The organism is Pseudomonas eucalypticola (assembly GCF_013374995.1).
In the GTDB taxonomy this organism is placed as follows: Bacteria; Pseudomonadota; Gammaproteobacteria; order Pseudomonadales; family Pseudomonadaceae; genus Aquipseudomonas; species Aquipseudomonas eucalypticola.
Genome location: NZ_CP056030.1, coordinates 4,514,720 through 4,536,546 on the forward strand (window position 1 = coordinate 4,514,720; position 21,827 = coordinate 4,536,546).

General features: G+C 65.3%; 20 protein-coding genes and 1 pseudogene. 10 read left to right on the forward strand and 11 right to left on the reverse strand.

The features are described from left to right. Positions 1-41: 41 nt before the first annotated feature. Positions 42-1,055, reverse strand: a complete 1,014-nt coding sequence (gene ilvA / locus HWQ56_RS19990; protein WP_176571594.1) for a threonine ammonia-lyase, biosynthetic — start codon at positions 1,053-1,055, stop codon at positions 42-44. A 265-nt stretch (positions 1,056-1,320) separates the two neighbouring features. Between ilvA and HWQ56_RS19995 the strand changes: the two genes are divergently transcribed. Continuing rightward, on the forward strand, positions 1,321-1,635 hold the full coding sequence (locus tag HWQ56_RS19995) for a hypothetical protein (protein WP_158154002.1): 315 nt from the start codon (positions 1,321-1,323) through the stop codon (positions 1,633-1,635). Positions 1,636-1,695: 60 nt separating this feature from the next. Further along, complete coding sequence (locus tag HWQ56_RS20000; RefSeq protein WP_176571595.1) at positions 1,696-2,328, forward strand: glutathione S-transferase family protein; 633 nt, start codon at positions 1,696-1,698, stop codon at positions 2,326-2,328. A gap of 18 nt (positions 2,329-2,346) precedes the next feature. Here the strand turns inward: HWQ56_RS20000 and HWQ56_RS20005 are convergent, their stop codons facing one another. After that, positions 2,347-3,243, reverse strand: a complete 897-nt coding sequence (locus tag HWQ56_RS20005; protein ID WP_245217788.1) for a LysR family transcriptional regulator — start codon at positions 3,241-3,243, stop codon at positions 2,347-2,349. Between the two features lie 102 nt (positions 3,244-3,345). On the opposite strand from HWQ56_RS20005, the gene HWQ56_RS20010 reads away from it, so the two are divergent. Both HWQ56_RS20010 and HWQ56_RS20015 read left to right on the forward strand, forming a co-directional pair. Then, positions 3,346-4,053: a CTP synthase C-terminal region-related (seleno)protein gene (locus tag HWQ56_RS20010; RefSeq protein ID WP_176571596.1), complete on the forward strand. Its 708-nt coding sequence runs from the start codon at positions 3,346-3,348 to the stop codon at positions 4,051-4,053. A gap of 2 nt (positions 4,054-4,055) precedes the next feature. Next, positions 4,056-4,385, forward strand: coding sequence for an antibiotic biosynthesis monooxygenase family protein (locus HWQ56_RS20015; RefSeq protein ID WP_176571597.1), 330 nt, complete (start codon positions 4,056-4,058; stop codon positions 4,383-4,385). Here HWQ56_RS20015 and HWQ56_RS20020 read toward each other — a convergent pair whose 3' ends face one another. The 3 genes from HWQ56_RS20020 to HWQ56_RS20030 form a co-directional block, all read right to left on the reverse strand. Next, positions 4,386-5,804 carry a short-chain fatty acid transporter gene (locus tag HWQ56_RS20020; protein ID WP_158153998.1) on the reverse strand — a complete coding sequence of 473 codons (1,419 nt, stop codon included), beginning with the start codon at positions 5,802-5,804 and terminating at the stop codon, positions 4,386-4,388. It lies immediately after the preceding gene. Between the two features lie 63 nt (positions 5,805-5,867). Beyond that, positions 5,868-6,524, reverse strand: a complete 657-nt coding sequence (locus HWQ56_RS20025) for a CoA transferase subunit B (protein WP_176571598.1) — start codon at positions 6,522-6,524, stop codon at positions 5,868-5,870. 35 nt (positions 6,525-6,559) lie between these two features. Next, a complete protein-coding gene (locus tag HWQ56_RS20030) occupies positions 6,560-7,258 on the reverse strand; it encodes a CoA transferase subunit A (protein ID WP_176571599.1) in 699 nt (232 codons plus the stop codon). A gap of 275 nt (positions 7,259-7,533) precedes the next feature. On the opposite strand from HWQ56_RS20030, the gene HWQ56_RS20035 reads away from it, so the two are divergent. Next, complete coding sequence (locus HWQ56_RS20035) at positions 7,534-8,433, forward strand: LysR family transcriptional regulator (RefSeq protein WP_176571600.1); 900 nt, start codon at positions 7,534-7,536, stop codon at positions 8,431-8,433. Here HWQ56_RS20035 and HWQ56_RS20040 read toward each other — a convergent pair. After that, entirely contained in the window at positions 8,419-9,558 is a 1,140-nt protein-coding gene (locus tag HWQ56_RS20040) for a DUF2235 domain-containing protein (protein ID WP_176571601.1), read from the reverse strand. The two genes, HWQ56_RS20035 and HWQ56_RS20040, sit on opposite strands and share 15 nt — an antisense overlap. A gap of 75 nt (positions 9,559-9,633) precedes the next feature. On the opposite strand from HWQ56_RS20040, the gene HWQ56_RS20045 reads away from it, so the two are divergent. Both HWQ56_RS20045 and HWQ56_RS20050 read left to right on the forward strand, forming a co-directional pair. Continuing rightward, the gene (locus tag HWQ56_RS20045) at positions 9,634-10,455 is read left to right on the forward strand and encodes an aldo/keto reductase (RefSeq protein WP_176571602.1); all 822 of its coding nucleotides are present in this window, start codon (positions 9,634-9,636) and stop codon (positions 10,453-10,455) included. A gap of 121 nt (positions 10,456-10,576) precedes the next feature. Continuing rightward, the gene (locus tag HWQ56_RS20050; RefSeq protein ID WP_158153992.1) at positions 10,577-11,272 is read left to right on the forward strand and encodes a GntR family transcriptional regulator; all 696 of its coding nucleotides are present in this window, start codon (positions 10,577-10,579) and stop codon (positions 11,270-11,272) included. Between the two features lie 24 nt (positions 11,273-11,296). Here the strand turns inward: HWQ56_RS20050 and HWQ56_RS20055 are convergent, their stop codons facing one another. Continuing rightward, on the reverse strand, positions 11,297-12,217 hold the full coding sequence (locus HWQ56_RS20055; protein WP_158153991.1) for a LysR family transcriptional regulator: 921 nt from the start codon (positions 12,215-12,217) through the stop codon (positions 11,297-11,299). A 123-nt stretch (positions 12,218-12,340) separates the two neighbouring features. Between HWQ56_RS20055 and lysA the strand changes: the two genes are divergently transcribed. Then, positions 12,341-13,576 carry a diaminopimelate decarboxylase gene (gene lysA / locus HWQ56_RS20060; RefSeq protein WP_176571603.1) on the forward strand — a complete coding sequence of 412 codons (1,236 nt, stop codon included), beginning with the start codon at positions 12,341-12,343 and terminating at the stop codon, positions 13,574-13,576. Here lysA and HWQ56_RS20065 read toward each other — a convergent pair. Continuing rightward, the gene (locus tag HWQ56_RS20065; RefSeq protein ID WP_176571604.1) at positions 13,573-14,283 is read right to left on the reverse strand and encodes a FadR/GntR family transcriptional regulator; all 711 of its coding nucleotides are present in this window, start codon (positions 14,281-14,283) and stop codon (positions 13,573-13,575) included. The two genes, lysA and HWQ56_RS20065, sit on opposite strands and share 4 nt — an antisense overlap. A 260-nt stretch (positions 14,284-14,543) precedes the next feature. Between HWQ56_RS20065 and HWQ56_RS20070 the strand changes: the two genes are divergently transcribed. Both HWQ56_RS20070 and gudD read left to right on the forward strand, forming a co-directional pair. After that, positions 14,544-15,905: an MFS transporter gene (locus tag HWQ56_RS20070; protein WP_176571605.1), complete on the forward strand. Its 1,362-nt coding sequence runs from the start codon at positions 14,544-14,546 to the stop codon at positions 15,903-15,905. A 28-nt stretch (positions 15,906-15,933) separates the two neighbouring features. Continuing rightward, positions 15,934-17,277 (forward strand): glucarate dehydratase, encoded by a 1,344-nt coding sequence (gudD, locus tag HWQ56_RS20075; protein ID WP_176571606.1) that lies wholly within the window; start codon positions 15,934-15,936, stop codon positions 17,275-17,277. 492 nt (positions 17,278-17,769) lie between these two features. Here gudD and HWQ56_RS20080 read toward each other — a convergent pair. The 3 genes and pseudogenes from HWQ56_RS20080 to HWQ56_RS20090 form a co-directional block, all read right to left on the reverse strand. Continuing rightward, positions 17,770-18,929: pseudogene (locus tag HWQ56_RS20080) on the reverse strand (HlyD family secretion protein). Next, positions 18,926-20,590 (reverse strand): MFS transporter, encoded by a 1,665-nt coding sequence (locus tag HWQ56_RS20085; RefSeq protein ID WP_176571607.1) that lies wholly within the window; start codon positions 20,588-20,590, stop codon positions 18,926-18,928. The pseudogene HWQ56_RS20080 and the gene HWQ56_RS20085 overlap by 4 nt, the downstream one beginning before the upstream one ends. 175 nt (positions 20,591-20,765) lie before the next feature. Further along, complete coding sequence (locus HWQ56_RS20090; RefSeq protein WP_176571608.1) at positions 20,766-21,824, reverse strand: 4-oxalomesaconate tautomerase; 1,059 nt, start codon at positions 21,822-21,824, stop codon at positions 20,766-20,768. Between the last annotated feature and the right edge of the window lie 3 nt (positions 21,825-21,827).

A 21,827-nucleotide genomic window follows, 5' to 3' on the forward strand; every position in this document is an offset into this window, starting at 1 on the left:
TATCACTCGGTGCTGCAAGACCGGGCGATACGCGGAAACCGTCAACACACCGTTTCCTGCCTGCCACACCTTCCCGCCCGCTCGGCGAAATCCCCCAGACGATCGAAATTGACGTTGGCCCCCGAATCGATGGCCACCAGCGTCTGCCCGCGAACACCCCGCGTCGCCACGTAACGCTTGATGCCCGCCACCGCCAATGCCCCCGACGGCTCGGTGATGGAGCGCGTGTCGTCGTAGATATCCTTGATCGCCGCCCCCAGCTCGTCGTTGCTGACGGTGATCACTTCGTCCACCCACACGCGGCAGATGTCGAAACAGTGCGCACCGATCTGCGCCACCGCCACGCCGTCGGCGAAGGTATCGACCTGGCCCAGCACCACCCTCTCCCCCGCCGCCAACGCCGCCTGCAGGCAGTTGGAGCCCTCGGATTCGACACCGATGACGCGGATGTGCGGGCGCAGGTATTTGACGTAGGCGGCAATGCCGGCGATCAAACCACCGCCGCCCACCGGCACGAAGATGGCGTCCAGGCCATCAGGCTGTTGCCGCAGGATTTCCATGGCCACGGTGCCCTGCCCGGCGATCACGTCCGGGTCGTCGAACGGTGGGACAAAGGTCATCCCTTGCTTGGCCAGCTCCAGCGCGTGGGCCAGGGCCTGGGGAAACGCCGGGCCGTGCAGCACCGCCTGGCCACCGCGGGACAGCACACCGTCAACTTTCAACTGCGGAGTCGTCTCAGGCATCACGATGACGGCCTTGATGCCCAGCTCGCGCGCCGCCAGTGCCACACCCTGGGCATGGTTGCCCGCCGAGGCCGTCACCACCCCGGCCGCGCGCTCGGCAGCCGTCAGTTGCGCCAGTTTGTTGCAGGCGCCGCGAATCTTGAACGAGTACGTGGGCTGCAGGTCTTCGCGCTTGAGCAGAATCTGGTTGCCCAGGCGCGCGGACAATGCCGGCGCTGCTTGCAGGGGTGTTTCGACGGCCAGGTCGTAGACCTTGGCTTCCAGGGTCTTGCGGGCATACCAGGCAAGCTGGGCGGTGGCGGTGTCACTCACAGTGCGGTCTCCGTTCTGGTCGGAGCCCTGGTGACGTTTCAAGAAAAACCCGCCACGAGGGCGGGTTCGGTGCAGCTGCCAGCTAGCCCGCCAAATGAGGAATGGCGGTAATAATAAGGCTCATGGCGGGCAGCGACAGGGATAGGTTCATGGGGGAAACATACCCCCGCCCGCACCGCGCCGTCAACCGCCTGTCGGCGTGCGGGCACCTTGCCATCCCTCGCGCAGCCCAATGCCTGTAGCCATCATGGAAAGGAGACAGTTCATGAATACTTCCCGTTGGGCCGCCCTGGCCCTGACCACCCTGCTCAGCGCCGGCGCCTTCGCCGATGACAGCACCGGGCCCACCAACCCCGCCAACCCCAATGGCGCCATCGGCACCACGCCGGCGGAAATCGGCGTGCCCAGCGGCACGGGCACCCGCATGCAGAACGGCAACACCGACGGCTCCGCCGGCCCGGACATGCCGTCGGGCAGCCAGCCGATCAAGCCTGCGCAAAGTGGCAATCCCGAAGGCAGCTCCATGGGCAACAGCAACACCAAGCCCGACAGCCCTTCGAGCACCACCAGCAAACCGTGACGGATACCGGGCCGACAGGGTAGATTCAACAGTTCCTATCGGCCCGCACAGGATTGCACCATGGACATGCCCGTTCGCCTACTGGGGCGCGACACTTCGATCAACGTGCGCAAGGTGTTATGGACGTTGCACGAGCTGGGGGTCGGCTTCATTCGCGAGGACTACGGCAACGGCTTCGCCTCGACCCACACCCATGACTACCTGCGCCTGAACCCCAACGGCCAGGTGCCTGTATTGGTGGACGAGGCCGGCGCACTGTGGGAGTCCAACACCATTTGCCGCTACCTGGCCGCCAAGCACGGCGACCAGGGTTTGCTGCCCGGCAATGCCCACGCCCGCGCGCAGGTGGAACAGTGGATGGATTGGCAGGCCACAGAGTTGAACCCGGCGTGGCGGTACCCGTTCACCGCCCTGATCCGCCAGGACCCGACCTGCCAGGACGCTGCCAAGCTGGCCGCGGGTACCGCCGAGTGGAACCGCATGATGGGCATTCTGGAGGGGCAGTTGGCACACACCGGGGCGTATGTCACCGGCGCCGCGTTCACCTTGGCCGATGTGGTACTGGGGCTCTCGGTAAACCGCTGGAAGATGACGCCCATCGAGCATGCCCGGTTACCCGCCGTGGAAGCCTACTATCAGCGGCTTCAGGGCCGTGAAGGCTTTGCGCTGTACGGGGCCAATGGCATGCCATGAAGCCGGGTACCAGGCGCACTAGCCCGTTCCCGCGATAGGCAGGTCATCAACCATGGCCTGCCACGAAATGGCCGAACGCAGTTCGTTGAACAAGGTCACCACCGAACGCAGTGCACGGCAATCCGGCCGGGTCAGCAGCCACAGGGCGCTGTCGTGGCCGGCCAGCGGCTCGCCCAGTGGCACCAGCCCCTGCATCAGGAACGGCGGCAACACCGCCACGCCCAGCCCTCCACGCACCAGTTGCGCCACCGCCAGCATCGAACTGGCCCGGTACATGGGGGTGACGCTGGGCAAATGCTCGCGCCGCCAGGCCACGCCCGGGTGGTCGGGTATGAAGTCATCTGCGGCGATCCAATGCATCTGCGCCAGGTCAGCCGTGCCGCAGGTATCAAGATACCCCTGGCTCGCGCCTACCCGGTAAGGCACCGACCCCAGTCGGCAACCCACCAGGTGCTCGGGCGGTGCCTGGGTGAGGCGCAGGGCCAGATCGGCGTCACGCCGGGTCAGGTTGGCGAAGTCGTTGCTGGTGGTCAGTTCCAGCGCCAGTGCCGGGTAGCGCGGCATGAACATCGCCAGGGCCGGCAGCAGCACGTGCTGCAACACGGCATCAGTACAGGTCAGGCGCACCGTACCGCTCACCACTTCACCGCCCTGCTCGACGCTGACCTGCGCCACCTGCAACGCTTGCTCGGCCTGTTCCGCCTGGGCTGCCAGGCTCAACGCCAACGCCGTGGGCAGGTACCCCGCCCGGCTCTTCTCGAACAACGACTGGCCCAGCGCCGACTCCAGGCGGCGAATGGAACGGAACACCGTAGACACATCGACCCTCAGCAACTCGGCCGCCCGCGCCAACGCGCCTGCCCGTACCAGGGCGAGGATCAGCGTGAGGTCTTGATGGTTGATTCGATATTGCATGAATGCACGGATACTTTGCCGAAATGCCAATATTGATTGCGCTGACGCCAGCCTATAGTAGCCCCCAGCCACCCGGCAAGGCTCACTGAAGGAACACAGCCCATGTCATCCACGCGCCCACTGCAGATCGCCCTGGTCGGCGATTTTGATGCGTCCATCACTGCCCATCGCGCCATCCAGGCCGCCCTGCCCTTGGCGGCCAGAGCCTTGGGCCTGAGTGTCGAGGCTCGTTGCCTGGCGACTGACCAGATCAGCGCCGGCACCCTGGCGCAACCGTTCGATGCCTTCTGGTGCATGCCAGGCAGCCCTTATCGCAGCCTGGAGGGCGCCCTGGCCGCTATCCGCCATGCCCGGGAGCAGCGCATTCCATTCCTGGGTACCTGCGCGGGCTTCCAGCACGCGTTGCTGGAGTACGCCCGCAACGCGCTCGGCTGGGCGGACGCCGAGCACGGCGAAAGCACCCCGCAGGCGGCACGGGCCATCATCAGCCCGCTGAGCTGTTCGCTGGTGGAGGTACGCGGCACCCTGCACCTGCAACCGGGCACGCTGATTGCCCAGGCCTATGAGGGGTTGGCGATCGAGGAAGGCTACCACTGCAACTACGGGCTCAACCCTGCGTTCGCCGAAGCGCTGCTGGCCGGGCCGTTGCGCCCCTGTGCCCGCGACGCAAACGGCGAAGTGCGCGCCGTGCACCTGGAAGGCCACCCGTTCTTCGTCGCCACCCTGTTCCAACCCGAGCGCGCGGCGCTGGAAGACCGCGTACCACCTTTGTTGACCGCGCTGTTGCACGCTGCACAGCGGAGGGTTTGAGGATGTTCGCGAAGACGCCGCAGCCGCCTTACTTCGCCGTGATCTTTACCTCGACCCGCACCGAGATCGACGACGGCTACGGCGAAGTGGCCGAGCGCATGGTCAGCCTGGCGGCCGAGCAACCCGGGTTCCTGGGCGTGGAGTCGGCCCGTGGCGAGGACGGCCTGGGGATCACCGTGTCGTACTGGGCCAGCGAGGCCGCGATTCTGGCCTGGAAACACCATGCCGAACACACCGATGCCCGCGCCAGAGGGCGCGAGCAATGGTACCGGCAGTGCATCACCCGCGTGGCCCAGGTGCAGCGGGCTTACGCCTTCACGACCCCGGCCTGATCACGGCGCCAACGGCGGCACATACTGCAAGGTGGTGCCCAGCGCCCACAACAGCACCAGCACCAGGGGCGCATGCACCAGCAATTGCACGAAGCTGAAGCCGATCAGGTCCCGGGCCTTGAGCCCCAGCACGCCCAGCAGCGGCAGCATGTAGAACGGGTTGATCAGGTTGGGCAGCGCCTCGGCGGCGTTGTAGATCTGCACAGCCCAGCCCAGGTGATACTTCAGGTCGTTGGCCACTTGCATCACGTACGGCGCTTCGATGATCCACTTGCCGCCGCCCGATGGGATGAAAAAGCCCAGCACGGCGGAGTACACGCCCATCAGCAACGCGTAGGTGTCATGGGAGGCGATCTGCACGAAAAAGGTCGAGATGTGGTGAGCCAGGGCCTGGCCATCACCGCCCTTGACCGTGGTCAGGATCGCGGCGATGGAACCGTACAGCGGGAACTGGATCAGCACCCCGGTGGTGGTCGGCACCGCGCGCGCCACGGCGTCGAGGAAGCTGCGTGGCCGCCAGTGCAACAAGGCGCCAAGCATGATGAACAGGAAGTTGTAGGTATTGAGCCCGGAAATCGCGGTGAGCATCGGCTTGGTGGCGAACTCGTGGTACAGCCAGCCGGCGGCCAGCAGCACCAGCAATACTGTCAACAACGGGCTGTGCTCCAGCCATTCCCCAGGGCGGCTGCGCCCCGCCTGGGGCGGCGCGCTGAAGCTGGGGTCGACACCACAGGCCTGGGCATCGCGGGCGCTGCCTGGGCCGGGCGCAGTGGCATAGGCAATCGCCAGTGACACCACTACCAACACGGCGAGCAGCACCCCGGATTGCCACAGGAAGATCGTCTGCGTGAAGGGAATGACGCCGGTGATGGCCAGGATAGAGGGCGGCAGGCTGCCGGGGTTGGCCTGCAATTGCGCCGCCGAGGACGACAGCCCCAGTGCCCACACCGCGCCCAGGCCCAGGTAGGCAGCGGCACCGGCGGCGCGGTAGTCCATCTTCAGGTCGGTGCGTCGGGCCAGGGCGCGCACCAGCAAGCCACCGAACACCAGGGACAGGCCCCAGTTGAGCAGCGACGCCAGCATGGAGATCAACGCCACCCAGGCCACCGCCGAGCGGCCATTGCCCGGCAGGCGTGCCAAGCGGTCGATCAACCTCACTGCCGGCGGCGAACTGGCGACCACATAACCACCGATGACCACGAACGCCATCTGCATGGTGAACGGGATCAGGCTCCAGAAGCCATCGCCGAAAGCGGTGGCGGTGTCAGTGGGTTTGGCGCCAATGGCCAGGGCGGCCAGGGCCACCGCCACTACTGCGACGGCGGCGAACACCCAGGCGTCGGGGAACCAGCGTTCGGCCCAGGTGGAGCAACGCAGGGCAAAGCGCGCATAGCGGCTCTCTTCAATGTCTACAGCCATGGTATTTCCCAGTTTTTATTGTTATCGGCGGCGTCCCCTGAGGGGCCGGGTACGTTCCGGCCATCAGAACTGCATTTCGATCACATCATCCGGCACGATCAGCTTGCCTGCCGTCTTGGCGATGATCTCTTCCACACTGATGCCCGGCGCCCTTTCGCGCAGGATGAAGGCACCGTCCTCGATCTCCAGGTACGCCAAGTCGGTCAGCACCTTGCGGATACAACCCGCACCGGTCAGCGGCAGGCTGCACCGGGGGAGCAGCTTGGACTCGCCGTCCTTGGAGGCGTGGGTCATGGTGACGATGATGTTCTCGGCACCGGCCACCAGGTCCATGGCACCGCCCATGCCCTTGACCAGCTTGCCGGGGATCATCCACGAGGCGATGTTGCCCTGCACGTCCACTTCGAAGGCGCCCAGCACCGTGAGGTCCACATGCCCACCGCGGATCATGGCGAACGACTGCGCAGAGTCGAAAATGGATGCCCCGGCGCGGGCGGTCACCGTTTGTTTGCCGGCGTTGATCATGTCGGCGTCGAGGGTCTGCTCGGTGGGAAATTCGCCCATGCCCAACAGGCCGTTTTCCGATTGCAGCATCACGTCGATGCCGGCGGGGACGTAGTTGGCCACCAGGGTCGGGATGCCGATGCCCAGGTTCACGTAGTAGCCATCCTTGAGTTCGCGGGCCACGCGCTGGGCCATCTGTTCGCGGGTAAGTGCCATGTACAACACCTCTTGTTGTTCTGTGGGGCCAGGCGTCAGGCCTTGACGGTGCGCTTTTCGATACGCTTTTCGAAGGTGCCGAGGATCACCCGGTCCACGTAGATGCCGGGGGTGTGGATCTGGCTGGCGGGCAGTTGGCCAGGCTCGACGATCTCTTCCACCTCGACCACGGTGATTTTTCCGGCGGCGGCGGCCAGCGGGTTGAAATTCTGCGCCGTGTGGCGGTAGATGACGTTGCCGAAATGGTCGGCCTTCCAGCCCTTGACGATGGCGAAGTCACCGGTGATGGCTTCTTCGAGGATGTACTTGCGGCCCTTGAACTCGCGCACTTCCTTGCCTTCGGCCACCGGCGTGCCATAGCCGGTGGCGGTGTAGAAGGCCGGGATACCGGCGCCGCCGGCGCGCAATTTTTCCGCCAGGGTGCCTTGGGGAGTGAGGTCCACCTCCAGTTCGCCATCGAGCAACTGGCGTTCGAACAGGGCGTTCTCGCCCACGTAGGAGGCGATCATCTTGCGGATCTGCCGGTCTTCCAGCAGCACGCCCAGGCCAAAGCCATCGACCCCACAGTTGTTGGATACCACGGTCAGGCCACGCACGCCCATGCGCTTGATGTGGGCAATGAGGTTTTCCGGGATGCCACACAGGCCAAAGCCGCCGGACAGCACTGTCATGTTGTCGGTCAGGCCAGCCAAGGCCTCTTCATAGGTTGCCACTCGCTTGTCGAGTCCCGCCATGTCGATCCGCCTTTTTTGTCGTTGTAGGGCTTCAGGCTCTGTACGAAATGCATCCCCACTCGCCCATACTGCGTTGGAAACAGGCTCGGAATGCTCATTTACACCACGTAAACTCCGCTTCCTCGCCTGTTTTCGCCTTGCCTGGCCTTCGCTGGAATACATGTCATACAGACCCTAGGCAGCTTAGCTGCCAACGCGCCCAGGGTTCATCTTCTCGCCATGGCAGTAATTTGTTAATTTTGTTTTTCTGATGGATTGATTGGGTTCGCAAAACAATGAACATCAAACAGCTGCGCGCCTTCCTCGCCGTGGCCCAGACCCTGAGCTTCGCCCAGGCCGGCGAGCGCCTGCACCTGTCGCAACCGGCCTTGAGCCTGACCATCAAGGCCCTGGAGGAAGACCTGGGCGGCCCGCTGCTGACGCGCACCACGCGGAGCGTGGCCCTGACCCCCGAAGGCGAAACACTCGTGCCCCTGGCCCGGCAACTGCTGGCCGACTGGGACAACGCCGAAGAACTGCTGCGCCAACACTTCACCCTGCAGACCGGCAAGGTGTCCATCGCCGCCATGCCCTCCTTCGCCGGCAACCTGCTGCCACCGGCGCTGAAACGCTTTCGTGACCGCCACCCCAGGGTCAACGTGGCGGTGCATGACGTGATCAACGAACAGGTGCTGGAAATGGTCCGCCACCGCCGGGTCGAACTGGGCATCGGCTTCGAACCGGCGTCCACCCAGGGCCTGGTGTTCACGCCGTTTTACCTCGACCGCTTCGTCGCCGTGGTACCGGCAGACTCGCCCCTGGCCCGGCGCCAGCAGATCAGTTGGCAGGAGCTGTTGCGCGAGGACTTCGTCACCCTGCAACGGCCATCGGCGGTGCGCTTGCTGCTGGAGCAGGACCTGGCCGCCGCCCATGGCAAATTGTCGGTGGCATTCGAAAGCCACCAGTTGAGCACCGTGGGGCGCATGGTCGCCAGCGGCCTGGGGGTCAGCGCGGTGCCGTCGCTGTGCATCGCCCAGATGCAGGAACTGGGGGCCTGCTGCGTGGCCTTGGACGAACCACGGGTGGAACGGCGCATTGGCCTGATGCGCCTGGCCGACCATAAGTTGTCGGCGGCGGCGCAGGCGTTGCAGGAAGTGCTGGTCGCGTCCTGTACAGCCGCTTCAAACGCTCGCTGACACACCAGCCCTCACCGGGGCACCGGGCTGCTGCATGGGCTGGTCGTCGACCACCTCGAACTCACCTGGCAGGTTCATCGGGTCGTAATCACCGCTGTCGATCCGCTGCACCACCGAGCGGTGCACCAGGGCCTTTTCGGCAATGTAGCGTGGCCGAGGCTGGCCAAACGGCGGCATGCTGCCGATCGCGAATACCCGTTTGTGCAGGCTGAAACTCCAGGCCCGGCGCGGCAGCCATTCGGCCAGTTTCCAGCGCCAGGTCATGGAGTCGTGCAATTGCCCCGGCCCGCCGGCTACCAGCAGCTGCAACTCGCGGGCGCAGCGGTCTGCATCCAACGGCAGGCCCAGGGCCCGGGCCTCGCCCAGCATCCAGCGCAGGGCCAACAAGGCCGGGCCGGCCTGATCGGGTGGGTAGCCACCGCCCACGTCGCTGTGGACGCCGGCGAACCACACCTGGCGTACATCGGTCACCTGGCTGTCGCGCTTGCGCCATAGGTTGGGCCGAAAGAAGCAGCGGCGCTCGTCGATCGACAGGGCATGGCGCACATGGTCGACCACGGCATTGCTGGCGGTATACGGCAGCACCAGCGGATCGTAGATCCAGCCCACCGATTTGACCGTGTCGAACAACCCCAGCAGATGAATCCGCACCGGGCGGCCAAAGGTCTGCTTGAACTCGTCCTGCAGCTTGAATGCCGGCTCACCGCTGCCGCCGCGGGCCTGCAACATGGCCCAGGCGTAATCGAACAGGTGGGCCTCGTGGCCGGCCACCAGGCCGATGGCGTCGATCAAGGCCGCCAGGGCCCGAACCGCATAGGCACCGCGGGAAAAGCCGAACAGGGAAATACGGTCGCCCTCCTGCCAGTGCTCGGCCAGGAAGCGATAGGCGCCGCCCACGGTGCGCTTCAGGCCCCAGCCGAACGCCAGCCCGCACAGGCGCGAGGGCAGTTTCTGCCATTCGAACAGCGTTTCGCGCACCCCGAAGGTGCCCACGCCCTGGTCGTAGTACGACAGCACCTGGGCCGGGTCGGCAGACACGCACCGCACCAGCCGGATAATATTCGTGGGTTGAAGGCTGAAGCGGTTGTTGGTGCCGTCCAGGCATACCACGAGGTGTCGGCCCATGCCTTCTCCTGAAATTGAACGATGCGCCCCTTGCGCTGGCCAGACTATAAGCCATCCCCCTTCAATGGAGTAGCTATGCGCCATCATCCACTTGCAGAAGCATCCGTATCCATCATCGGCCAGGGCACTTGGCGCATGGGCGAAGACCCCCATGCCAAACGCCAGGAAGTGGCCGCCTTGCAACTGGGCATCGAGCTGGGCATGAACCTGGTCGACACGGCCGAAATGTACGGCGAAGGCGGCGCCGAGGAGGTCGTGGGCCAGGCGCTGGCGGGGCGCCGCGACCAGGTGTTCCTGGTGAGCAAGGTGTACCCCCACAACGCCAGCCGCAGCGGCGTGGCCGCGGCCTGTGAACGCAGCCTCAAGCGCATGGGCACCGACCACATCGATCTGTACCTGCTGCACTGGCGCGGGCAGTACCCGCTGGCCGAAACCGTGGACGCCTTCGAACGCCTGCGCGAACAGGGCAAGATCGGCCGCTGGGGCGTGTCCAACTTCGATGTCGACGACCTCGAAGAACTGGACGACCTCCGCTGCGCCACCAACCAGGTGCTGTACAACCCGCAGGCGCGGGGCATCGAGTTCGACCTGCTGCCCTGGAGCCATGACCACGGGCTGCCGACCATGGCCTACTGCCCCATCGCCCAGGGCGGCAAACTGCTGGAGCACCCCAACCTGCGCTCCATTGCCGACAAGCACGGGGTAACGCCCGCTCAGGTGTGCCTGGCCTGGGCGGTGCGCCAGGACGGTGTGATTGCCATACCCAAGGCCGTCGACCCGCTGCACGTGCGCCTGAATGCAGCCGCCGCAGCCCTGCAACTGGAGGGCGACGACCTCCATCTGATAGATCAGGCCTGCCCGCCACCCCGGCGCAAGCAGCATCTTGCAATGGTTTAATGGGTCAATTTCCCTGACGGCGGGGTGCCCGCGCGCTTTTCAAAGGCTGCCCCGCTGGCGGATAATGCGCCCCCACTGCATCCCCACTCCGGATCTGCAGGGGCACACCGTTCGAGGAAATATGGGCTCCGTCACCGTCACCGCCAAACAGCTGGAAGTCAACCGCATCGTCGACGTGCTGTCGCGCGCCATCGCCCAGCAACGCCTGCGCCCCGGCACGCGGCTGGTAGAAGCACAGATCGTCGAGACCCTGCAGGCCAACCGCAACCATGTGCAAGTGGCCCTGCAGCGCCTGGCCATGCAACACATCATCACCATCGAGACCAACCGCGGCGCCATCGTTTCCCAGCCGACCGCCCAGGAGGCCCGCGAAGTGTTCGCCGCCCGCCGCGCCATCGAGCGAGCCGTGGTCGAAGCCATCACCCCCGATGCCCTGGCCGCCCATGCCGATAGCCTGGCCGAACAGATGGCGGCCGAGCGCCAGGCCTCGGCCAGCGGCGACCGACGTGAAACCGTGCGGGTACGCAGCGAATTCCACCTGATGCTCGCCGACTTGTGTGGCAATCGTTTGCTGCGGGAAATTCTGGGCAATCTGATCGTGCGCAGCTCGCTGATCGTCTCCCTGTATCAGCGCCTGGACACCCCATCGTGCCGCTGCGACGACCACCAGGCCATCCTTGACGCCCTGCACAGCGGTGACAGCGAACAGGCAGTGCAGGCCATGTTTCACCACCTGGTGGACCTGGAAAGCCAACTGGACCTGACCGAGCAGAGCGCGCCGGACATCAACCTGCGCGAAGCCTTGGCGGATCTGTAGAGCACTGATCCGACGGGGGTGCCATTAGCCTTCGGTGCCCGCGGTCAATCCCTGCCGCAACCTCTGCGCCTCATCCTTCAAGCGCTCGGTGAAGGCCTCCACCAGCACCGACGCTGGGCGGTATTGCGGCTGGATCAGGCTGACGCTGAACGGCGCCGCCACAGCCAGGGGCCGCAGCACCAGCCCGCGGGCCGATTCGTCCAGCGCGGTAAGCGGGTTGACGATGGCTACGCCCAGCCCCTGGCGCACCATGGCGCACACCGAAGCCGCCGTGCTGGTTTCGACCACGCCATGGCGCTGTACGCCGGCACGGCGGAACTGCTCATCGAGCATTTTGCGATACAGGTCCAGGCCCGACAGGTGAATGAACGCCTGGCCGTCGAAATCGTCGAGCGCCAACTGAGCCTTGGCCGCCAGCGGATGCGCCGTGGGCAGCACCGCCACCATGTCGGCGCAAAACAGCTCGAGCCCCCGCGTGCCACGTGGCGGATGGCGGCTTTCAATCAAGCCAAGGTCGAAGCGCTGGCCGCTCAATGATTCTTCCAGCGCGGGCGATTCCTGGGCCGTGATGCTCACGGCCACGCCTGGGTAGTCGCGGCTGAACGCCTGGCAGGCCGCTGGCAGAAGGACCTGGGCGAACATCGGCAGGCAGGTGATGTTCAGCTGCCCCTGGTCAAAACGCCGGATCGATTCGGCGACACTGGCAATCTGCTCCAGTCCCACATAGGCCCGCTGCACTTCCTCGAACAGCATCAGGCCCTGGGCGGTGGGCGTCAGGCGGCCACGCTCGCGCACGAACAGCGCCATGCCCAGCAGGCTCTCCAGCCGCGCCAGCTCGCGGCTTACCGTCGGCTGGGAACTGAACAGCAATTGCGCGGCGCCGGTCACGCTGCCCGCGTTCATGACCGCGCGAAACACTTCGATGTGGCGCAGAGAAATGTCCATGAAAGGCCTCGACTCAACTCAATGCCATATCAGAACTGAATAGACTGAGAAAAAACAGATATTTTATTGCATGCAACGAAATAGCCATGATGGGCGCCTCTCCCCTTTCACGGCCACACCACCATGTTCGATCGCTACCTGCCCCTCGTTGAGCAACTCGCCACCCCGTTCTGGACTTACGACGCGGCGATGATTCGCCAGCGCATCAGCCAGCTCCAGGGCTTCGACGTGATTCGCTTCGCCCAGAAGGCCTGCTCCAACGTGCATATCCTCAGGTTGATGCGCGAACAGGGCGTACAAGTGGACGCGGTATCGCTGGGCGAGATCGAGCGTGCCCTGCTGGCCGGTTTCAGCCCCCAGGGCGAACCCGCTGGCGTGGTGTTCACCTGTGACCTGCTGGACCGCCCTACCCTGGCGCGCATCATCGAACTGGACGTGGAGGTCAACTGCGGCTCCATCGACATGCTGCGCCAGCTGGGCCAGCAGCACCCCGGTCACCGCGTGTGGATTCGCCTGAACCCCGGCTTCGGCCATGGCCACAGCCAGAAAACCAACACCGGCGGTGAAAACAGCAAGCATGGCATCTGGCACAGCCAGCTGGGCGAAGCCCTGGCGGTGGTGCGCCAGTACGACCTGCACCTGGTGGGCTTGCACATGCACATCGGCTCGGGCGTGGACTACGGGCACCTGGAAGAGGTGTGCACGGCCATGGCCGACGCGGTGATCAACATGGGCCACGACCTGGAAGCGATCTCCGCGGGCGGCGGCCTGTCGGTGCCCTACAAGGCCGACCAGCAACCGGTGGATACAGAGCGTTATGCCGCCATCTGGAACGCGGCGCGCGAACGTGTGCAAGCGCACTTGGGCCACCCGGTGCGCCTGGAAATCGAACCCGGGCGCTTCCTGGTGGCCGAGGCCGGCACACTGGTCACTGAAGTGCGCGCGGTGAAAGACATGGGCAGCCAGCATTTCGTGCTGGTGGACGCCGGTTTCAATGACCTGATGCGCCCGTCCATGTACGGCAGCTACCACGGATTCACCCTGCTGGACCGCGACGGCCAGCCGCGTGGCGGGGAGCTGCAACCGAGCGTCGTGGCCGGCCCGCTGTGCGAGTCCGGAGACGTCTTCACCCAGCACGAAGGCGGCCTGGTGGCGCCGCGGCCCTTGCCGCGTGCTGCAGTGGGCGACCTGTTGGTGATCCATACCACCGGCGCCTATGGGGCATCGATGTCGTCGAACTACAACAGCCGGCCGCTGATCCCCGAGGTGCTGATCGATGGCGAGCAGGTGAAGGTGATTCGTCGTCGCCAGACCCTCGCCGAGCTGTTTGCCCTGGAACTGGATGCCGCGGTCATCTAACTGCCGGAGAACCTGTCCCGGCTGTTGGTCAGGTGCAACACCATGGCCGCCCGAGCTGCATCGGGATCCTGCTTGCGAATGGCATGGAAGATGGCCTCGTGCTCCAGGCTGGCCAGGTACCCCAGCCGCTCGAAGTCTGCATCGCCGCGCTCCTCGGCCTTGACCCGGGTGCGCGGGATCATGGCGTCACCCAGGTGCTGCATGATTTCGGTGAAATAGGTGTTGCCCGTGGCCTCGGCGATCAACTGGTGGAAGCGCTTGTCCTCTTCCACACAGCTGTCGTTGTTGGCCAACTGCGCCTGGTAATCGTCCAGCGCCTGGCGCATGCGCCGTAGCTGGTCGTCGCTGCGCCGCTGTGCGGCAAGGGCCACGGCCTGCACTTCCAGGCCCAGGCGCAGCTCAAGGATGCCCCGTACGCCCGCGGCGGTGTCGACGGTCAGGCGCAGGCCCAGTTGCGACTCGCGCGCCAGCACGAAGGTGCCGATGCCATGGCGGGTTTCCACCAACCCCGAAGCCTGCAAGCGCGAGATAGCCTCGCGCACGACGGTGCGGCTCACGCCGTGCTCACGAACGATGGTGGGCTCGGAAGGCAGCTTGTCACCCGGCCGGAACTGCCCCAGCAGAATCTGCTGGCTCAAGGCCTCGACCAGATCATGGGCCAGGCTGGTGGCGCGCTTGCGCCCCGGGACGTTGGGTTGGTCGTGCATGCAGGCTGGTTCCGCCGCGAAAGGTCATGAGCCAGCTTACCAGATAGGTCGGTGCAACCGTGCGCGAATGGCTTGGCACCCGAGCTTGTATGACAAGTATCGTCCTCCCTTTATCGACGAACTGCGCATTGAGCAACAAGCCGGCGAAGCCCCTCGCACAAACCCATTGCATCGACAAAACACAACTTGTACGATGACTGTTAACAGGCCCAACCTGTACACCTACCCGCATAAAAACAAGTCAGTGGGAGCGTCGAGTCGTGAGCAATTCAAACCCTGTGTCTGGCGTCGCCGGCAGCGATCCCGTGCTGGCCCGCGCCGTCGCCAAAGTGAAGCGGCACGTATTGCCGCTGTTCGTCCTGATGTTCATCGTCAACTACATCGACCGGGTCAACATCGGCTTCGTGCGCACGCACATGGAGCACGACCTGGGCATCGGTGCCGCTGCCTACGGCCTGGGCGCCGGGCTGTTCTTCATCGGCTATGCGCTGTTCGAAGTGCCGTCCAACATCCTCTTGCAGAAAGTCGGCGCGCGCATCTGGCTCACCCGCATCATGTTCACCTGGGGGCTGGTGGCCACGCTCATGGCTTTCGTCCAGAACGAGACCCAGTTCTACATCCTGCGGGTACTGCTGGGTGTGGCCGAAGCCGGCTTCTTTCCCGGGGTGATTTATTACTTCACCCGCTGGCTACCCGCGGTGGAGCGCGGCAAGGCCATTGCCATCTTCCTCAGCGGCTCCGCAGTGGCCTCGCTGATTTCCGGGCCGCTGTCGGGGGCACTGCTGCAGCTCGACGGCCTGGGCTTGAAGGGGTGGCAATGGATGTTCGCCATCGAAGGCCTGGTCTCGGTGTTGCTGGGGTTCTTCGTGTGGTTCTGGCTGGACTCCAACCCCCATGACGCCAAATGGCTGAGCCGCGCCGAACAGGACGCGCTGGTGGACGTCATCGACCAGGAACAGAAAGACCGCGACGCCCTGCAGACCCTGAAGCCGACCTTGGGCAAGCTGCTCAAGGACGGCCAGATCCTGATCTTCTGCGTGCTGTACTTCTGCATTCAACTGACCATCTACGCCGCTACCTTCTGGCTGCCCAGCATCATCAAGAAGATGGGCGACCTCAGTGATGTGCAAGTGGGGTTCTTCAACTCCATCCCGTGGCTCATTTCCATCATCGCCATGTACGGGTTCGCGGCCCTGTCGGGCAAGTTCCGCTTTCAGCAGGCGTGGGTCGCCACGGCGCTGCTGATTGCGGCGGCGGGCATGTTTCTATCGACCACCGGGGGGCCCATCTTCGCGTTCGTGGCCGTGTGCTTCGCCGCCATCGGGTTCAAATCGGCGTCTTCGCTGTTCTGGCCCATTCCCCAAGGTTACCTGGACGCGCGCATCGCCGCGGCCGTCATCGCCTTGATCAATTCCCTGGGCAACCTCGGCGGTTTCGTCGCCCCCGCGACGTTCGGCCTGCTGGAGCAGAGCACTGGCTCTATCCAGGGCGGGCTGTACGGCCTTACGGCCACGTCGATTCTGGCGGCGGTGCTGGTGTTCTTCGCCCGCACCCAGCCCAAGGGACCTGCTCCTGTCGCGCCTGCCGCCCCCCATGGCGCGACGCTGAGCAAAATCATCTGAGCCTTTTCGCGCGAACAGGAAAACCGACATGAGCCACCCAGCACACACCAATACCCCCGTGGTCACCGCCCTGCAGGTCATTCCCGTGGCCGGCCACGACAGCATGCTCCTCAACCTCAGCGGCGCCCATGGCCCGTTCTTTACCCGCAACATCGTTATCCTCACTGACAGCGCCGGGCACACCGGGGTTGGCGAAGTACCCGGGGGCGAGCGCATCCGCGAGACCCTGGAAGACGCTCGCAGCCTGGTCATCGGCCAACCCATCGGCCACTACCAGCGCGTGCTCAACCAGATGCGCAGCACCTTCGCCGCCCGCGACGCTGCCGGGCGTGGCCTGCAGACCTTCGACCTGCGCATCACCATTCACGCGGTGACGGCCATGGAAGCCGCCCTTCTCGACCTGCTCGGGCAGTTCCTTGAAGTACCGGTAGCCGCCTTGCTGGGTGAAGGCCAGCAACGCGACGCGGTGAAAATGCTCGGCTATCTATTCTATGTGGGCGACCGTGGCGCCACCGACCTGGCCTACCGCAGCGAGCCGGATGCCGGTGACGAATGGAGCCGCCTGCGCCACGAAAAGGCCCTGACCCCGGAAGCCGTGGTACGCCTGGCGGAAGCCGCCAAAGCCAAATACGGCTTCAATGACTTCAAGCTCAAGGGTGGCGTGTTGCGCGGCGCCGAGGAAATCGAAGCGGTCACCGCCCTCGCCGAACGCTTCCCGGATGCGCGCATCACCCTGGACCCCAACGGTGCCTGGTCATTGAAAGAAGCCATCGCCCTGTGCCGCGACCAGCACAAGGTGCTGGCGTATGCCGAGGACCCCTGCGGCGCGGAAAATGGCTATTCGGGCCGCGAGGTAATGGCCGAATTCCGCCGCGCCACTGGCCTGCCCACCGCCACCAACATGATCGCCACCGACTGGCGCGAGATGGGCCACGCCATCCAGTTGCAATCGGTGGACATCCCCCTGGCCGACCCGCACTTCTGGACCCTGCAGGGTTCGGTGCGTGTCGCGCAGATGTGCAACGACTGGGGCTTGACCTGGGGCTCGCACTCCAACAACCATTTCGACATTTCCCTGGCCATGTTCACCCAGGTGGCCGCTGCCGCCCCGGGCGACATCACCGCCATTGACACCCACTGGATCTGGCAGGACGGCCAGCGCCTGACCAAGGAACCGCTGAAGATCGAAGGCGGCTTCGTCAAGGTCCCGGCCAAGCCGGGGCTGGGCGTGGACATCGACATGGACGCCGTGGCCAAGGCTCACGAACTCTACAAGGGCATGGGCCTGGGCGCGCGTGACGACAGCGTGGCCATGCAGTTCCTGGTGCCGGGGTGGAAGTTCGATAACAAGAAGCCTTGCCTGGTGCGTTGACCTGCTTGGGGAGCCAGTTCGGGAAGCAGCCGCTGCGGTGCATCTGGTAGACCGCGGCGCGGCCTTCCCGAGCTTCGCCCGGTCCCACAGGAGGGGTACCTCGCCATCGCGGCCATCCCCTGTGGGACCGGGCGCCAGCTCGGGAAGCAGCCGCTGCGGTGCATCTGGCAGACCGCGGCGCGGCCTTCCCGAGCTTCGCCCGGTCCCACAGGAGGGGTACCTCGCCATCGCGGCCATCCCCTGTGGGACCGGGCGCCAGCTCGGGAAGCAGCCGCTTCGGTGCGTCAGGCAGACCGCGGCGCGGCCTTCCCGAGCTTCGCCCGGTCCCACAGGAGGGGTACCTCGCCATCGCGGCCATCCCCTGTGGGACCGGGCGTCAGCTCGGGAAGCAGGCGCTGCGGTGCGTCAGGCAGACTGCGGCGCGGCCGTCCCGAACTTCGCCCGGTCCCACAGGGGGAAGTCCGATCTAGCCGGGGCAGGTTCGACGACGCCTCAATCCTCCTCCCCGCGCACCGGCTCGCCCCGCTCATCCTCCACCACGTACCCGGTATCGATACTCACCACCACCGACATCCCCGGCCGCAGGCGTTGCGCCTCCGGTTGGTCGCTGTCCACGGTAATGCGCACCGGAATGCGCTGGGCGATCTTGACGAAGTTGCCGGTGGCGTTGTCGGCTTGGAGCAGGCTGAATTCCGAGCCGGTGGCCGGTGAGATGCGTTGCACATGGCCGCGCAGGCGCAGGTGGTTGAGGGCGTCGACGGTGAAGGTGGCAGGCTGCCCCACACGAACGTCGGCCATCTGGGTTTCCTTCATGTTGGCGATGACCCACAGGGTGTCGGGAACCAGGGCCATGAGCTGCGCACCGATATTGACGTAAGCGCCCAGGCGTACGCCGATCTGGCCCAGCTGGCCATCACGCGGGGCGGTGATTCGGGTGTTGGACAGGTCGATGCGTGCCAGTTCCACCGCGGCCTCGGCGCTGCTGACGGCGGCTTCCAGGGAGGCGCGGTTGACGATGACGGTTTGCAGGTCCTGGCGCGAGATTTCCAACGCTGCCTTGGCCTGCGCCAGGCTGGAGATGGCCGCGGCGTTGGCGGCCCGGGCCACGTCCAGCTCGCTTTTGGAAACCGAACCATCGCTGACCAGCGCTTCGTTGCGGCGCAGGTCGGCGGCGCTTTTCTGCGCCTGCGCCGCGCTGTCGCCGATGGCGGCCTGGCGCTGGGCGATGGTGGCCTCGGCGCTTCGACGCTGCTGCAGGTTGTTGGCAAGGTTGGCCTTGGCCTGCTCCAACTGGGCCAGGGACTGGTCGACTTTCTGTTTGTAGATACGATCGTCCAGGCGCACCAGCAGGTCACCGGCCTTGACGAACTGGAAGTCCTGTACCGGCACTTCAAACACGTAGCCGGCCAGCTGCGGGCCGATGATGGTGGTCTGGCCACGCACCAGGGCGTTCTCGGTGCTTTCGATCTTGCTGCTGAACGGCGGCAACTCCCAGGCATAGAGCACGATCAGCACGCCGATGACCGCGACGCTGGCGAAGATCAGCGTGGACAGAATGCGCACCCGCAGTGAACGCGGCGCGGTGGCGGCAGGGGCAACCCCTTCGGGGTGGAAGCGATGGCGTTGGTGGTGGTCGTCGTCGGTTCGGTCATGAAGAAGAGGCGCCGCTGGCAGGTTCGGAAGGTGATGGCGCCGAGGGCGCCTGGGTCGTTGTGGTGGTCAGCAGCCACAGGCTGCGGATGAAGATCCACAGCATGGTCAATACCGCGACCACGCCGATGAACATGAAAACGTCGTTGTAGGCCAGCACGTTGGCCTCTCGGGTCGCGGCGGTGGACAACGCGCGGTAGCCCAGGTTGGTGCGCGACGAGGTATCGGCCACCACCGAGGCGTAACCGGCGGCGCTGCTCTGCACGCGCGCCAGCACCCTGGGATCAAGCAGCGTCAACTGCTCGACGATGATGCTGGAATGGAATTTTTCCCGCACGATCTGATAGGTGCCCAGCAACGCCGAGCCGATCAGCCCGCCCAGGTTGTTGCAGATACCGAACAGCACCGAGAAGCTGATGAGGTTGCGCGGGTTGGTCACCACGTTACGGGTGCCCAGGGCCATGGTCGGCCCCACGAAGAAGGTGCTGCCGAAAGCCAGCAGGAACTGGCTGAGGTACATGTTCCAGGGCCGCGTGAGGTTGTTGGAAAACGAATCCATGTACGAGCCCGTGGCCATCAGCGCCAAGGACACGATCAAGGGCATGAACAGGTGCTCGGGGCGGATGGTCCAGGCGCTGACGGCCAGCCCGGCGATCGCGCCCACCAGCATCACGCAATAGAGGCTGCGCATCTGCTCCTGGCTCATGTTCAGCGCCTGCAGGAAGCCTACTGCGCCCGTCGACTGTTCGGAAGCCACCATGCGAATGAGGATCACCGCCAGGGCCAGGCGGATGGCCACGCCGCTGCCCAGCCAGCGGGTCATGAGCATGGGGTTGCTGCGGTTGTGTTCGATGGCAAGCCCGGTCAGGATCAGGATGATACAGGCCGCCGAAGCCCAGCCGATCCACGGCGCCTCCAGCCACCAGTCGATGCGCCCCAGGGACAACACCGCGCACAGCAAAGCGAAGCCCGTGGCGAGGATGGCGAAGGTCAGAAAGTCCAGTGGCTCGAAGGTGCGGAAGCGGTCGCCCGGTGGCAGCTTGAGCATGAACACGCACCCCAGGGCGGTCAGTGCCAGGCCCAGCTCGAACAGGTACAGGCCGCGCCATTCGGCGATCTGCAACAAGTCTTCGGAAAACACCCGGGCCAGCGGCAAGGCCAATTGCGAAGCCCCCAACCCCAGGACCAGGGCCTTGAGCCGCCACTTGGCGGGGAAGGCCTGGATCATGTAGTACAGGCCCAGGGAACTGAGCGCCGCGCCGGTCATGCCGTGGGCGGCACGCACGGCAATGGCGGAGTTGAGATCGTTGACGAACAGGTGGGCGAAGGTCACCAGGGCATAGAGCACCAGGAACACCTCAGTAAACGCACGCAGGCCGAACTGCTGGCGAAACTTGACCAGCACCAGATTCATGGAAATGTTGGTCATGACGTACGCAGCAGGCAGCCAGGCCATTTCCGCCTGGGTGGCGCCCAGCGCACCTTGCAGAAATTGCAGGTTGGCCGTGACCAGGGCATTGCCCAACCCGCCGGTGATCGCCACCAGCAGGCCAACGGCAGCGAAGGCCAGGCGCTTGGGCGTGGAGTGCAACGGCGTGGATGGCGAGCCGGGCAGGCTCGGCTTCTCATGGGGCAACCAGGAATGGGGGGCGTAGCGGTCCATTGGCACCTGCGGGCATCAGAAAAACGTAAACCCTGTGAGGGTACCAGTAAATCTGACTGCGGCGCGTTGCGCCAGTTCGCAGGGTGGGCCGCGTCGGGCATGTGCGGACAGCGCCCGGCGCTACGAGGCGCCCGGGACGCGACCAGGTCCGCTGCTACTTGGGTTCTGCGTCACTTCAGCCGATGCAGACCTTGCCATCGAACAGCAACCGCGCGGTGCGCACCAGGCCACAGCTGACCACCTTGCCGTTATCGGTGTGCACCGCCACGGTGAATTCGCCCGTAGGGTGTTCCACCGCCAGGCGTTTGTGATCGCCGCCAGGGACTTCGCTGAGGTCACTGGCCACGGAGCCTGGATACAGGCACGCGGTGGCGACGCTGACCGCGCCGAACACGCCGATGGAGGCATGGCACTTGTGGGGGATGAAACTGCGGCTGCTGATCGCCCCGCCCTGCTGCGGCGCGGCCACCAGGCACATCTTGGGCACGGTGCGAGCACTGACATCACCCAGGTTCATGGCCGGGCCGGCTTGCAGGCGGATGGCTTCCAGGCGTGCCTTGAGCGCTACGTCGGCGTCCAGGTCCGCACGGCTTTCATAGCCGGTGCGGCCCAGGTCGCTGGCGCGAATCAGTACCACCGGCATGCCGTTGTCGATGCAGGTCACGGCCACGCCGTCGAACGTGTCGGCCACGTTTCCGGTGGGGAACAGTGAACCGCAACTGGAGCCGGCGATGTCATCGAACTCGATGACCACTGCAGCCGCGCTGCCAGGCACGCCGTCGATCCGGGCGTCACCGGCGTAGGCCACCTCACCGCCTGGGGTCTGCACCTGAGCGGTGGCAGTCTGGCCGGTGTTTTCCATGAAGATGCGCACCGCGGTCACGTCACCGCTGGCCTGCACCAGCCCACGCTCCAGGGCGAAGGGGGCGACGCCGGCGAGGATGTTGCCGCAGTTCTGCCCGTAGTCCACGCGCGGCTCATCGACCACCACCTGGGCAAACAGGTAGTCGACGTCCACGCCCGGGCGCGCCGAACGCTTGATGATCGCCACCTTGCTGGTCAGCGAATCGCCGCCGCCAATGCCATCGATCTGCCGCGCATCGGGCGAACCCATGGCCGCCAGCAGCAGGCGGTCGCGGGCCTCGCCATCGGCGGGCAGGTCGTCGGCCAGGAAGTAGGCACCCTTGGAGGTGCCGCCACGGATCATCAAGCAGGGAATTCGACGCTGGGCCACGGC

What these genes read in the sequence shown, in the direction of transcription:
- HWQ56_RS20000 (WP_176571595.1), top strand. Translation starts at nt 1,696, where the DNA reads ATGGACATGCCCGTTCGCCTACTGGGGCGCGACACTTCGATCAACGTG.
- HWQ56_RS19995 (WP_158154002.1), top strand. Translation starts at nt 1,321, where the DNA reads ATGAATACTTCCCGTTGGGCCGCCCTGGCCCTGACCACCCTGCTCAGC.
- HWQ56_RS20045 (WP_176571602.1), top strand. Translation starts at nt 9,634, where the DNA reads ATGCGCCATCATCCACTTGCAGAAGCATCCGTATCCATCATCGGCCAG.
- HWQ56_RS20085 (WP_176571607.1), bottom strand. Translation starts at nt 20,590, where the DNA reads ATGGACCGCTACGCCCCCCATTCCTGGTTGCCCCATGAGAAGCCGAGC.
- HWQ56_RS20030 (WP_176571599.1), bottom strand. Translation starts at nt 7,258, where the DNA reads ATGGCGGGACTCGACAAGCGAGTGGCAACCTATGAAGAGGCCTTGGCT.
- HWQ56_RS20050 (WP_158153992.1), top strand. Translation starts at nt 10,577, where the DNA reads ATGGGCTCCGTCACCGTCACCGCCAAACAGCTGGAAGTCAACCGCATC.
- gudD (WP_176571606.1), top strand. Translation starts at nt 15,934, where the DNA reads ATGAGCCACCCAGCACACACCAATACCCCCGTGGTCACCGCCCTGCAG.
- HWQ56_RS20055 (WP_158153991.1), bottom strand. Translation starts at nt 12,217, where the DNA reads ATGGACATTTCTCTGCGCCACATCGAAGTGTTTCGCGCGGTCATGAAC.
- HWQ56_RS20035 (WP_176571600.1), top strand. Translation starts at nt 7,534, where the DNA reads ATGAACATCAAACAGCTGCGCGCCTTCCTCGCCGTGGCCCAGACCCTG.
- HWQ56_RS20015 (WP_176571597.1), top strand. Translation starts at nt 4,056, where the DNA reads ATGTTCGCGAAGACGCCGCAGCCGCCTTACTTCGCCGTGATCTTTACC.
- HWQ56_RS20025 (WP_176571598.1), bottom strand. Translation starts at nt 6,524, where the DNA reads ATGGCACTTACCCGCGAACAGATGGCCCAGCGCGTGGCCCGCGAACTC.
- HWQ56_RS20040 (WP_176571601.1), bottom strand. Translation starts at nt 9,558, where the DNA reads ATGGGCCGACACCTCGTGGTATGCCTGGACGGCACCAACAACCGCTTC.
- HWQ56_RS20065 (WP_176571604.1), bottom strand. Translation starts at nt 14,283, where the DNA reads ATGCACGACCAACCCAACGTCCCGGGGCGCAAGCGCGCCACCAGCCTG.
- HWQ56_RS20010 (WP_176571596.1), top strand. Translation starts at nt 3,346, where the DNA reads ATGTCATCCACGCGCCCACTGCAGATCGCCCTGGTCGGCGATTTTGAT.
- HWQ56_RS20020 (WP_158153998.1), bottom strand. Translation starts at nt 5,804, where the DNA reads ATGGCTGTAGACATTGAAGAGAGCCGCTATGCGCGCTTTGCCCTGCGT.
- HWQ56_RS20005 (WP_245217788.1), bottom strand. Translation starts at nt 3,243, where the DNA reads ATGCAATATCGAATCAACCATCAAGACCTCACGCTGATCCTCGCCCTG.
- lysA (WP_176571603.1), top strand. Translation starts at nt 12,341, where the DNA reads ATGTTCGATCGCTACCTGCCCCTCGTTGAGCAACTCGCCACCCCGTTC.